This is a genomic window from Litorivivens sp. (assembly GCF_041625495.1).
Taxonomy (GTDB): domain Bacteria; phylum Pseudomonadota; class Gammaproteobacteria; order Pseudomonadales; family Spongiibacteraceae; genus Litorivivens.
Genome location: NZ_JBFJTH010000111.1, coordinates 1 through 12672, shown reverse-complemented (window position 1 = coordinate 12672; position 12672 = coordinate 1). Strand labels below are relative to the sequence as shown.

The 12672-nt window shown below is 53.4% G+C and carries 9 protein-coding genes; 5 read left to right on the top strand and 4 right to left on the bottom strand.

Going from position 1 to position 12672, the window contains the following annotated elements:
* The first annotated feature begins 235 nt into the window (after positions 1–235).
* Together ABYP39_RS12905 and ABYP39_RS12900 are read left to right on the top strand one after the other, a co-directional pair.
* Positions 236–433, top strand: coding sequence for a hypothetical protein (locus ABYP39_RS12905; RefSeq protein WP_372782893.1), 198 nt, complete (start codon positions 236–238; stop codon positions 431–433).
* Between the two features lie 624 nt (positions 434–1057).
* Positions 1058–2110 carry a Fic family protein gene (locus ABYP39_RS12900; protein WP_372764217.1) on the top strand — a complete coding sequence of 351 codons (1053 nt, stop codon included), beginning with the start codon at positions 1058–1060 and terminating at the stop codon, positions 2108–2110.
* Positions 2111–2376: 266 nt separating this feature from the next.
* Here the strand turns inward: ABYP39_RS12900 and ABYP39_RS12895 are convergent, their stop codons facing one another.
* From ABYP39_RS12895 to ABYP39_RS12880, 4 genes are all read right to left on the bottom strand, one after another.
* Positions 2377–3417, bottom strand: coding sequence for a helix-turn-helix transcriptional regulator (locus tag ABYP39_RS12895; RefSeq protein ID WP_372782891.1), 1041 nt, complete (start codon positions 3415–3417; stop codon positions 2377–2379).
* An 86-nt stretch (positions 3418–3503) separates the two neighbouring features.
* The gene (locus tag ABYP39_RS12890; protein ID WP_372782889.1) at positions 3504–5183 is read right to left on the bottom strand and encodes a DUF885 family protein; all 1680 of its coding nucleotides are present in this window, start codon (positions 5181–5183) and stop codon (positions 3504–3506) included.
* Positions 5184–5194: 11 nt separating this feature from the next.
* Positions 5195–6142, bottom strand: a complete 948-nt coding sequence (locus ABYP39_RS12885) for an alpha/beta fold hydrolase (protein ID WP_372782887.1) — start codon at positions 6140–6142, stop codon at positions 5195–5197.
* A 16-nt stretch (positions 6143–6158) separates the two neighbouring features.
* Complete coding sequence (locus ABYP39_RS12880; RefSeq protein WP_372782885.1) at positions 6159–8381, bottom strand: TonB-dependent receptor; 2223 nt, start codon at positions 8379–8381, stop codon at positions 6159–6161.
* A gap of 1001 nt (positions 8382–9382) precedes the next feature.
* Between ABYP39_RS12880 and ABYP39_RS12875 the strand changes: the two genes are divergently transcribed.
* The 3 genes from ABYP39_RS12875 to ABYP39_RS12865 form a co-directional block, all read left to right on the top strand.
* Entirely contained in the window at positions 9383–9895 is a 513-nt protein-coding gene (locus ABYP39_RS12875) for a spore coat U domain-containing protein (RefSeq protein ID WP_372750214.1), read from the top strand.
* A gap of 10 nt (positions 9896–9905) precedes the next feature.
* Complete coding sequence (locus ABYP39_RS12870; RefSeq protein WP_372750213.1) at positions 9906–10619, top strand: molecular chaperone; 714 nt, start codon at positions 9906–9908, stop codon at positions 10617–10619.
* A gap of 18 nt (positions 10620–10637) precedes the next feature.
* Positions 10638–12672: fimbria/pilus outer membrane usher protein (locus ABYP39_RS12865; protein WP_372782883.1), on the top strand; the 2035-nt coding region annotated here is incomplete at its 3' end.

Here is a 12672-nt window from a genome sequence, read left to right as displayed (position 1 = left end):
GGCAGAGGTCAGAGGTTCGAATCCTCTCGGGCGGGCCATCAACCCCCGCATAACATCATGCAGTTGGGGCACTCTTTCTCCTCCCTCCATCATCCCGCGCACTCCCGCAATTGCCTACGCGAGCCAACCTTGGAACGTTTCAGTTTTACAATGCCATCCAAGGAAAGTTGATGGCAACTTCGCAAAACGCCCCGGCAGTTGAGTACAAGTTAATGTCCGTCGCAAGGGTTGCCCAATGGAAAACAAGTCCTTCTCATCAATGGCAAAGGCCAAGCAGTGGGCGCACCTGGTTAAGTCAGAAATGTACAGGGGCATCTCCCTATCAACCTCTGACGCGAAAGCAATGACGCTGCAAGAGGCGTTCGATAAATACAGTGCCGAAGTCGCTCCTCTAAAAAAAATCGGTCGACAATGTCCGCTTGCTGCCAACTGAAATGGCTGGGCAAGCGCATTGGCTGTTTCTCGTCGTCAGAAGTCGGACTAACCAGCCTGTTTGCCTAAGAGATAGTTTTGGCTCATCGGCAACCAATGAGGAGACGGTGATGACCGACCAAAGATCGCCGATCAAACCGTTCGAGACATTCGCCGCAAGACCCGCAACAAATATTCTGCCGGAGACAAGAGCAGAGTTGTGTTGGAAGATCTTAGAGGCGAAGACAGTATTTCTGAACCCTGCCGCTGAAAAGTACGAGATCATCCGGCTGATGAAAGAATCCAACTTGCCAATCCGTAAAACGCGAGAGCGCTTGGAAGACCGCAAGTCAAAGCCACCCGCCGCGTGGAATCGGAAGAGCTGCCCCCAAGCAAACCGTACATGTTAGACATGGTTTATGGTGTCAGCATCAAATCGGAGATAGCAATGAGTCGAAATCCCGTCATGCGAATGATGCAACTCCGTGCTGACATCTTGTACCCCTCCGCTCTAGAGCTGAGGCACCCCCACGAAAGCAAGACTTCGGGGCTGTTCGACAATTTTCAGATAAATATGGATATTAATTTGGCTCCATAGGCGTTTATCACTTGCAATTTATGGATATATATGGGTATATATCCAGCTATGAGCCTAAACACAGATACACTCCAAATCACCCCAGAAATCTTGTCTCTGATCGCGGAGCTGGACGAATTTAAAGGGGCCTGGCGTGCTATTGGCACCCTCGCACCGGATCGTCTATCGGCCCTGCGTAGGGTGGCAACCATTGAGAGTATCGGCTCCTCCACCCGTATTGAAGGAAGCCGATTGTCCGATCAGGAAGTGGCTCTCCTGCTTAACAATATCGAGATCAAGAAGTTCGATACTCGCGATGAACAGGAGGTGGCAGGTTACGCAGATGTGATGAGCATGATTTTCAACAGCGCCGACCATATCGACCTCACTGAGAACCATATCCGCCAACTCCATGGCGAATTGCTCGCATACAGTCCTAAGGATGAGCGCCACCGGGGAAACTACAAGACTCACCCCAACAATATCAGTGCCTTCGATGCGGATGGCAAGGAAGTCGGCGTGGTTTTTGAAACGGCTTCGCCGTTTGATACACCCCGCCTGATGACGGAGATAGTAATGTGGACTCAGGGCGCGCTGGAAACTAAACGCCTGCACCCACTGCTCGTAATTGCTGTTTTCACCGTCGTTTTTCTCGAAATACACCCGTTTCAAGACGGTAACGGCCGGCTATCCCGAGTGCTCACTACCCTTTTGTTACTCCGCAGCGGCTACGCCTATGTACCCTACAGTTCTCTAGAGAGCGTGATCGAGCAGTCCAAAGAGGGCTACTATCTGGCATTACGTAATACCCAAGGAACAATCCGCACTGAATCACCAAACTGGCAGCCCTGGGTACAGTACTTTCTACGGGCGCTGAAAAAGCAAAAGCAGCGTTTAGAAGTCAAAATCGAGCGAGAGCATATCCTGCGGGCCAAGATGCCAGAGCTGTCGATCAAAATTCTGGAGTTTGCCGCAGAGCATGGCCAGCTCACCGTTAGCCAGCTGGTTGAACTGACCGGTGCTAACCGAAACACTATAAAGAAGCATCTGCAAAATCTAGTGGCTAATCAGCAACTGGCTCAGCACGGAAAGGGCAAGGGCACTTGGTACAGTCGCGCATAGTAGCCCGCGATATCGATGGGCTATTGGAGTTAGCTACCTTGCATGCAGCAAGAACTTGCTAGGTAAGCACTAAATGCCCACGTCTACAATCCGGAGGAGTTGTCGCTCGTCATTCTCGTGACCGTCAACACCCAGAAGCCAGAAGGTCGAATCCTCTCGGGCGGGCCATTTGCCCCCCAAAAAAACCCTTACTCCCAGCTTTTAGCGCCAACTGTAGTCAGGCTCTGGTCGCAAGCTTCGCCTTGCACAGCGCTCGTGCATCAGCGCTAGCGTTTTAGTTGCCGTGGGCTTACTCCAAAGCGCCGTTTGATTGCTGCTGTGAGACTGGAGGAATGCCCATAACCCACCTGTTCAGCAACTTCGGTAATAGAAATTGCGCCTTGTCGCAGCAGTTCCAGCGCCTTCTGAAGACGGAGCTCGCGCGCATATTCATGTATGGACAAACCATATGCGGTGCGAAAACCGGCGCACAGTTTGTTGCGGTTCAGGCCAACCTTGCGCGCCAGTACATTAATCGACGGTGGGGAAACGTAGGCCTTATCAATTATCAGGCGAGCTTCTGCCAACGCGCTTCGATCTCTGCTGGTCAGACGCACCTCAGCATCTGCGACCTGGTTTTCATCCGGGCGATTCAGTTCGGCCATCAGGTAGCAAAGTGCTTCACGGGCTTTTGCCTCCAAAAATTGGTCAAGCAATGCTCCACTAAATCGACACTTCATTATGTCCGTAGCTATGTTCACCATTTCAGACGACATCGCCACTTCGATAACTTCCAGTGAGTTCGTTTCACCCAACTCAAAGCTTCGCAGCGGTTCAGGCAACGCCGAAGGGTCAAATCCCCATGCATCTAGAAGCGTGCCACGCGAAATCACAAAACCGACAAAACGGTAATGCTCCATGGGGAGTACCGTCAATTCCATCTCCGTTGCTTTAGGCTGAGCTACCATCAGGCACGATGGCACTTCAATGACAGAGTTATCACCGGATGGGTTACGACATGATACGCTGCCGCTCAAGCCCAGACGGATTCGCAAGACATCACGCTCTGTGGTCGCAATTGACAGGTGTTCTTCAGAGGTAGTGAACGCCGAGCGCATGACCGTTAAATGCGGCGACGTTAACGCGAACTCCATATAACCCCGATTTCCATCGGTGGCTAGCTCTCGCCGCAGTCCAAATGTGCTGAGCGTGTCGTACTGCCCCAGACGATCCGGCTCTTCGCCCTCTGACGATCGCGCAAGCGATTTCACCGCCTGCCAGATTAGCTCGGACTTTTTGTTCCCTGGTGGTTTCGAAGCACGACTCATCTCGTTATCTTAGTACAGCGTATGCACGCCCGCTATCGACCGCTGCTCGCCCTTGCGCGTGAGAAGAGGAGCAGCGCAAGACCATACTAGGCGACGCTGAGCCACTCCTGAATATGATTGTCCAGCACATCCATCGCCACGGCTCCGCAACCAATAAGTTGATCATGAAGTTCGCGCAGTGAGAAGTTATCTCCCAGCGTTGTCTCAGCACGCTCTCGCAGCTCTCGTATCTTAAGTTCGCCAATTTTATAAGACAGCGCCTGAGCAGGCAGACCGATATAGCGATCCACTTCCGACTCAATGGTGGCTTCCGGCAAGCTGGTGCGGTCACGGAGAAAGGTAATGGCCTGATCGCGTGTCCACGACTTGTAGTGAATACCTGTGTCGACAACGAGTCGACAAGCGCGCCACATTTCCATATCGAGATGGCCATAGGCGTCAAGCGGATCATCGTAGAGGCCCATATCATGGCCCAGGCGCTCGCAGTATAAAGCCCAACCTTCTATATAGGATATATAATTCAAGGCTCCATAGCGTCTGAAAGCAGGCAGATGTTCCTGCTCCTGCAGCAACGCAATATGCATAAGGTGTCCGGGCCAAGCCTCATGCAATGCCAGCGGAATATGCATATACCGCGGCGCTTTTTCCGGCAGGCTGGTAATCCAGTGAATACCTGATGTTTTGCCGTTTGGCGGGTTGGGCTGCGCATACGCCGGCGGCAACCCGGGAGCAGCGGCTTCGGGAATGCTTTCCACACCATAAGTCATTCGCGGAAGACGACCAAAAAACTCCGGGATGCGCCGATTAATCCGCATCGACAACTGCTCAATTTGGGCTTTCAATGCTTCAGCCGATTCCGCAACGAGCGACTTGTCGTTCTTCAGGTGCTCCTGAAATGCCTTCAAATTACCGTCGAAACCAGCTTGTTTAATCACCTCTTCCATGGCGCCAGCAATGCGTTCCACCTCACTGATACCGAGTTGATGAATTTCAGCAGGCGTTAAGTCTGAAGCAGTTTCCATTCGTATGCGGTGCTGATAGTAACGCTCGCCGTCAGGCTGATCACTTGCTGCGAGGGAATCCGTCGTTTGATTAGCAAACTCGTTGCGTACGAACTCCAACCACCGCTGCTGCGCTGGTTTAACTTTGTCTTGAAGTACTTCCAGCGCATTAGCACGGACGTCTTCAAAGCGTTGCTCTGTTTTTGCGAGCAGCACCCGGATTTCCTCACAGGATTCTGCCGGTGCATTCACACGCGCCTCTGCATCTTTTGTAAGGGGGGCGATCAAGCAGTCAGGCAAGGTATAGCCTATTTTAAAACCTGCCCTATATCGTTCGATATGATCGTCAATAAAATTCGATACCTGCCCAAGGCGATCCACATATTCCAATCCATCCTGCACACTCAGTACGGAGGAATGCTGAAGCAAGTAAGCTGCAAGCATCGGCGGCGAAAAGGGATAAACCCCGGGGCGAAGATGCGCCGAGAGTTCGAAATCGGCAACGATATTGCCAAGCTCACGGGCCATCATCGCATGGTTTTGTACATCGCCTTTTTCCAGCAAGCTAACATCAACAGCGTTTACTTTCGCCAAAAGCGTTTTGGCACTTTCATAACGCGCGGTGTAGTCGCCCAGCGATTCTTTTGCCAACGTGCGTGCATGCCGGCTGTCACCAACTTGTTGTGCTATCTGTGGCGAGAACTCCAACACGTGTTCCCAATATTCGGAAAATAACGATTCCAGATTTTTCGCTAACTCAGACACGTTTCACTCCTTTATATCAACACGTGATTAGTGGTCGTATTTTTCGCAGCATCGACAGGATCGGCAGCGTACGAACTCACGATCTCTTGCATGATTTCGCCGGCTCGCGGATAGCCCACAACATGCCCCTCACCCTCAAAGATAAAGGCTTTAGCGCCTTGAATTTCCTGACAGACTCGTTCGGCAATCGCAATGGGAACATTGACATCTTCGGTGCCGTGCCACACTTGTACCGGCGCTCGTATGTCCGACAAAGAGAAGCCCCATGGGCGTCCGAATATCTGCATTTCCTGCGCAGCACCTTGGGGGCCCTTGCGTACTGAGTCGAGAAATGCCTCCAAGGTCAATTCTGTTAACCACGGCGCGGACTCGCTGACCGCCCTATCCGCTTCCGGCGCTGCATCTAATTGCTTCTGAATCCATTTTTCGCGGCGCTTTGGATCGGCAAGGCTATTGGCCATGTTGCGCATGGCAAAGCGAAGCAGCCACGGCGCTTTTTGCGCCAGCCAGAATAAGCGGCGGTTTAACGGTTTCATGCCCTTGCGAACCCATTCTTCATGGCCGGGGCCCATGCCAGATACATCCAGCGCAACGGTCAGGCGCTCTGGCATTCCCCAGGCAAGCGCCAGTACGTGCGGCCCACCACCGGACTCGCCCATTGCGGCAAACCGGTCAATTCCAAGATGATCGGCCAACGCAGTAATATCACGCGGCCAGTCTGTGAGTCGGCGCCCCGGCATAAAATCAGAATGTCCGTAGCCGGGCTTATCGACGGAAATAAAACGGACGCCAGCTTGCTTCGCTGCTTCGTCGTAAAGAATACCCAATAGTCCAGAGGCTGGCGTGCCTGTGATATAAATGCAGGGTAAACCTGCTGGGTCACCGTACTCATACCAGGCCAGATTGCGCCCATCATTAAGCTGAACAATATTAACCGGTGGTTGCTTCATCGTAGCCATCGTTTCTCCCCAAACGTTAAGGCGCAAAGTTGTAGTCAAACTGAACCCCGAAACTGCGAGGTGGCGTGATGTATTTGTGCGACAAAACTGTACCGTTATTACCGGCATAGTTATTGGACGCCGTGACACCGCGTTTGTCCTCCAGGTTCTTACCAAATGCGCTTACTGAAAAGTTGCCAATCGTTAAAGACAGACGCGCATCCAGCAAGTGATAGTCACCTTTTTTAATGTCCTGAAAGGATAAGTTTGTCGACGATTCACCTTCGTAGCGATGCACAAGCGTGAATGCGGGTTGCCATGCATGCGAATTCCAGACAAGGTTTATCGTATTGCTGGCAGCCCACTGTGGAGAGCCCGGCAACCGATCCCCCGCTTGTGCAGGCGGGCGTCCATTTTGCGGGTCATAATCTTCAGCAAGTCTGGCATCAAGCCAGGTTAATGTTGTACGTGTATTGATAAAATCGAACGGCACCAGCGCAAGTGAAAGCTCTACACCCTTGATTTCGGAATCACCTGCATTGTCGAGGTATTTGAAGGTGCCTTTATCGTCTGCAGTTACCAGCTGCATATCCCGCCAATCGATATAGAAGGCGGCGATATCCACTGAGAGTCGCTCGTCAAACCAGAAAGATTTGAAGCCTAACTCATAGTTTTTTACTTCGTCTGCTTCATAATTCTGTTTGGTATTGAACACCGCATTGTTTGGCGTCAAATTTGGCCCACCTAACCGGTAACCACGGGAATACAAGCCATACAGCAAGATGTCATCTGTCGGTTCCCAGGAAAGGGATACCTTGGGATTAAAACCCTCGCCAGAATTTGAACGGGCTTCATAAAATTCAGTGCCGCCATCTGTCAGGAACAGAAGCCCCTCACCCAAAATTTCACTATCGACTCGGTTGTTGTAGTAACGACCACCGGCAACCAGTCTCACGTGGTCAATGAATTGCCAGCTGCCCTCAAAGAACGCCGCTTCTTCCGGTGCATTGATCAATACCTTTTCACGAAAGACTGTGGTGCCCGCGGTGATGGTTGGAGGTAACGCGACGCCGAGCTGCTGTGATAACGCTATTACGGCAGCAGAACTCTCCGCCAGGGTAGCGGAGTCCAGCACGACGAAAAAATCTTCATCTCGATCGCTGTATGAAAGGCCAAGAAGGTATTCGAAGGTATCGTTTGGTGGTGAGACAAAGCGGATTTCAGCGCTATACCCATTAACTATGCCGCCTTGTTCCAGGATAATGCCCTGCCCGGTGTCCTGAATGCCAAGTGCCGTAGCACCGTCGACAGACAGGTAGCTCGATTTATCCTGATAGCTACCGATAAAGATGACATCACCGTACTCGTCAAAGGTGTGTTCATAGCGAACGCCCAGCACCTCCAGCTCGGTTTCCGTGGGTTCTGGTTGGGTCGTTTCCTTTTTGAGATCACCCAACCGTTCGTCCATGTATCCAGTGTCCGCGACATCAATCGTCTGATACATGCCAAATACGCGCAGTAGGGCATTGGGGCTCACATCCCATTCCAGTGCAGCCCGCCCACCGCGGCTGATAACTTCGTTGGCTTCATCCTGGCCGGTGCCAATGTTATCGATATAGCCCCGCGTTCGCGTGTAATGACTAACCGCTCGAAAGCCAAGGACTTCTGAGATCAAAGGAATATTGATCATCATTTTACGGCTGGTGCCTACTGAGCTGTTTACCCTGTCCGTAGCCGTCAGTTGCGCGGCGAATTCAATGTCATCGCTGTTGGGCGTCATCGGAATATAATTGACCGCTCCCCCCATAGATGCCGAACCATACAGTGCACCTTGTGGCCCACGCAGTATCTCTACGCGGTCAGCATCAAAAGAATCGATGTCTGGCACAACCATCGGCGCAGCGGGGTCCGTTAACGGCACATCATCGTAGTACACACCCACCGCCGTTTGAGACTGGCCCGGAAAGGTGTCCGACGACACACCGCGAATAGTAATCACGGAAAGGCCTGGCGTACTGCTATTGAAGTTCACGCCTGCCGATAGCGTTAAATATTCAGACAGATCGTTCGCGCCGGTTTGCTCGAGCATCGCTTTGTCGATGGCGCTGACAGCTCCCGCTATGGAAGAAATGCTCTGACTACGCTTATTGGCGGTAACAAGAACTTCCTCTAATTTTCGGGTCTGTTTTTGCTCAGCATCGCCATATGCAACACCAGAAATACAAACTGCGACTACCGCTACTTTCGCTACATCTCGCACTTATGCTCTCCGACAAAGAGGTCTGGCAAACGTGTTGCTAGCAATCCGCCCTGTTTCTGACTATCTCCGGACCTCAGAATGCGTTTAGCCAAACCAAACACGGTTCAAACCGTCTATATTGCTAATTTCGATACCAAAGACTAATTGAATGAGGGAGCAATTACTTTGGCGAGGGTACCGAGCTTTTTATGCGGGCGTCAGTTTCACCGCATGCACTTAGTGGCTTTCTGGTGGGAGATAGAAGCGCCTGAGTTAAAGGTAAACTTAATTTATTCAATCACTTGCGACGCACAGACGCGGCCCAAAGGATAACTGTTTGATATCGCCGCTACCAGGTGGTGTGCCACATACCGCTTTGACGACCACGCTCAAATCACGAACGCGCCGCTCCTGAAATAAATCACATTGGTGTCTAATCTACTGACAGATCGCCTTTCAGCTGGACAGACAATTTCCGGCGACACCCGGGCACGATGGGAGGGCTTTGGCAAGCACCGTCACGAGGAAGTATTACATATAGCCGTAGATGTTTTTGGTCAAAGCGGCAGCGTCAGAAAAAATCAGGCGAGGAGTAACTTGCCCCCGACAATGCTGCCGAGGGCGGCGCGAAACTAGCTTTTCTTGACTGCTTTTTCGGCGCGGCGTTGTTTCAGGGTTTTGACGGGTTTTTTCTTCACTTCTTTCTTTCTGTCCATGCCTTTTGACATGATGTTCTCCTGCACAAGCTGTGCGCTGAAAGCCGTGCCAGCCGCACGGCGAAATTAGTCTACGCCGAATATCCCGATTGTAGTAGATGCCCGATAAAACTTATTTTACCGCTGCTGGAGCGATCGCCTCCCCGCAGCAATGCGCGCGGCGCTGCGGGTTAATTCCGCCCGGCGAAACAGCGGTAGGTAGTATCTCGTATTCAACCTTGTGCCCTGCTTGTCTAGGCTTCGGAGTGAAACTGTGTCCGGGAGCGAGTTGCTTATCGATCCTGACTAAGTATGAAAGGAGAGGTAATGATGAGATTGATCAGATCACTGGCCGCAGCGGTGTTTCTGCTGACGTTAAGCCTGACCAGCAGCAATGTATTCGCCCAGGCTTCGGCTACCACGACCTTCGATGTTACGGCTTCCGTCGTAGACTCCTGCTCCGTCAGCGCTAACAATCTCGCTTTCGGCGATGTTGAACCTGTTAGCAACCTGAACATCGACGCTACCGGTGCGGTAACCGTAACCTGCTCCCTCGGCACCAGCTACTCGGTGGAACTGGATGACGGTGCCAACAGCAGCGACGGCAGCGTGAGCACTCGCCGTATGACTGACGGTGCCTCTAACTTCCTGTCCTACCAACTTTACAGCGATGCACTTCGCACATCCGTATGGGGTGAAACCAGCGGCACTAACGATGTGACCGGTACCGGTACCGGGCTGGGCATCCCCTTAACGGTTTACGGTAGGATTCCCTCGGGCCAGCAGGAAACCCAAACTGGCAGCTATTCCGATACCATTAACGTAACCGTCAACTACTGAGATCACAGCGATGATGCGCAAGCCCCATGTCTGGAGCGTCGCGCTCATCTGCTGGCTGGCTGCGCCCCTTGCGGCAGCCGGTTCCTATTCGGTTCACCCGGTACTGGTTGAACTATCTTCAGCGAGCCCTGCCACCACGTTGAACGTTCGCAACCGCGATCAGAAACCAGTAACGCTGCAACTGGCCGTAAAACAGTGGGCCCAGCCAAACGGTGAAGACGAACTGAATGAAACCCGTGACATCATTGCCGTTCCGCCCACATTTACTATCGCTCCGGGCGGGTCACAAATCGTGCGCGTGGGCCTGCGCTCTGCACACGGTCGCGATGAAGAGCAAGCCTACCGCCTGCTGCTACAGGAAATTCCCGCGACCTCTACGGCCGGGCAGGGCTTGCAACTGGCACTGAACATGAGCCTGCCACTATTCGTACAACCTGCTCAATCGGGTACTGCCCGGCTGGAATGGTCTGCCAGAAAAGTCGATGATCAGACGCTGATGTTGTCTGTCGCCAACCGCGGAAGCAGCCACTTCAAATTTACCTCCTGGCGTGTCATGAATGACGAGCGTGATCTGGGCGCCGGAGCGAAGCTTCGCTATGTATTGGCCGGCGCTCGTCAGGAATGGCGGTTACAGCCCGAGAGTCTGCCAGACATTGGCGATACACTGGATATCGTTGTGATCAGCGAGCGCAACGAACAGCGCGCTCGCGCGCTGGTTCAGTAGGAATGCCAGAGCACCACCATGGGACGATCACGCGGGTTGCTGGCATCGGTTCTTGCGAGCTTCGTGCTATCGTCAAACGCAGACATCAAGCCGCTGCCCTGGGTCGGCCCGAGCACATTGTCACCGCTGGCCGTCGAATTGTTCATCAATGGTAAGCCGGTCCAACACACAATTCAGGTACTGGCAGATGCCGATGACAATGTGTACTTGCGCGCCGTTGATCTGCTCGCCGTCGGCCTGCCAATTTCGCTGCGAGATAGCATCGAGGTTAATGGCTACCTCTACCTGCCGCTCAATGGTCTAACTGGCTACCAGATATCCGCCGACAGGAAACAAGGCAGGGTTTCCGTGCAGCGTGACTCCGCGCCCATGCCGAGCGATGCCGAAACCGTGTCCTCCAACCCCTACCAACCGCCGCGCCGATCGATTCCTTTGGGTAACAGGGAAATCAGGGAAGTGCCTGTTCGAGTCATTTTGAATCAGCAGAAAACCGAACGACAAGTAACGCTATTACAGCAGCACGATCGCTGGCTGATTGCCAGTGCCGATGTTCGCGCCCTTGGCCTACCACTGCCAGATCTTGTGCCACTGATTGTTGCGGGACAGCGCTACCTTGTTATCGACACTCTTTGGCCTTATCGCCTGGATGTAGACCCACTCTGGCAGCTGATCAGCATTGACACCCGCCCGGCAACATCCGAAAGCGACGTAGAGGAAACCTGGGTTGAGCTCAATGTAAACGAATCTCGCCGGCCCGCATTGGTAAAAGCCTATCGCGACGACCAACAGCGCTTTTATCTCGACGACAAGACCCTGCAGACATTTAAACTGCGCACTCCGCAGACACCTGTGGCCGGCGACAATCTCTACGCTGTCGACGGGCTCGATGAGGTGCTGCCGATGTTTGATCCTCAGCAGCAGTCGCTGGCACTTTACGCCCGGGCGGGTGCCTTCGAACCAAGCCGCGTGACAGGCGACGACAGCGTTCTCGTTGAACCGGACTTCGACCAGCGCGGAGCCATGCTGAACTACGCGCTGTTTGGCTCGCACAGCGACGGCAGCGACCGTTTAAGCGGACAGTTTGAGCTGGGCGCTTTCGCTGGAAGAGGGTTTTTCTCAAGCCAGCATCTGGTCAGGGATATCTCCAGCGCCGAGCGAAACGCCGTGCGACTTGAAACCAACCTGCGCATAGACTGGCCCGAGCAGATGCGCTCAATGATTATTGGCGACACGTTGAGCGAGGCCGGCGCCTGGGGGCGGCCAGCGCGATTTGGTGGCCTCAAGTGGGGAACAGATTTCTCTACCCAACCTGGCTTTATCACTTTTCCGACCGAGCTCATTGCCGGGGAAACGGTGGTGCCATCAACCGTCGATATCTTCGTTAATAATGCGCGGCGCTCCAGTGCCCCGGTCGAGCCCGGACCGTTCGCCATTACTGAGGTACCGGTTGTGACCGGCGCTGGTGAAATGCGGGTTGTCACCCGCGATTTGTTCGGCCGTGAGTCCGTCGTCAGCAGGCCCTTCTACGCAAGTTCACGACTGCTTAAGTCTGGCTTGCACGAATACAGCTATGAATTGGGTGTATTGCGGCAGGCATTTACCCGTCAGAGCAACGACTATGCTGGCGGCTTTGCCAGCGGCACGCATCGCTACGGATTCACCCGCTGGTTTACCGGCGAGCTACGCGGCGAAGCCAGTGCCGACCATCAGACGGTTGGACTGGCCACGAATCTGGTATGGTCCGCCATTGCCGAATTCGATTTTGCGTTGGCCGGAAGCCTCAATCGCGATGGAAAGGGTGGCGACCTTGCCGCTGTCGGCTTCCGGAGACAGGCACAACGTTTCAGTTTCGGGGCGAGGGCAATCTGGCGAAGCGAGCGTTTTACGCAATTGGGTAGCAACCCGACAAAGCCGCCGGATGCACGCGAGTCGACGGCCTACGCTGCACTGGGTTTGGGCGAGGCTGGCAACCTCTCGGTAAGCCACGTGCAACGGGTCAGCCGCGACAACAGTGATATCGAATTCGCCACACTGCAGTACTCCATCAGTCTTG

Excerpts from the sequence above, each read along its gene's own strand:
- ABYP39_RS12905 (WP_372782893.1), top strand. The coding sequence starts at position 236 with ATGGAAAACAAGTCCTTCTCATCAATGGCAAAGGCCAAGCAGTGGGCG.
- ABYP39_RS12900 (WP_372764217.1), top strand. The coding sequence starts at position 1,058 with ATGAGCCTAAACACAGATACACTCCAAATCACCCCAGAAATCTTGTCT.
- ABYP39_RS12895 (WP_372782891.1), bottom strand. The coding sequence starts at position 3,417 with ATGAGTCGTGCTTCGAAACCACCAGGGAACAAAAAGTCCGAGCTAATC.
- ABYP39_RS12885 (WP_372782887.1), bottom strand. The coding sequence starts at position 6,142 with ATGGCTACGATGAAGCAACCACCGGTTAATATTGTTCAGCTTAATGAT.
- ABYP39_RS12875 (WP_372750214.1), top strand. The coding sequence starts at position 9,383 with ATGATGAGATTGATCAGATCACTGGCCGCAGCGGTGTTTCTGCTGACG.
- ABYP39_RS12870 (WP_372750213.1), top strand. The coding sequence starts at position 9,906 with ATGATGCGCAAGCCCCATGTCTGGAGCGTCGCGCTCATCTGCTGGCTG.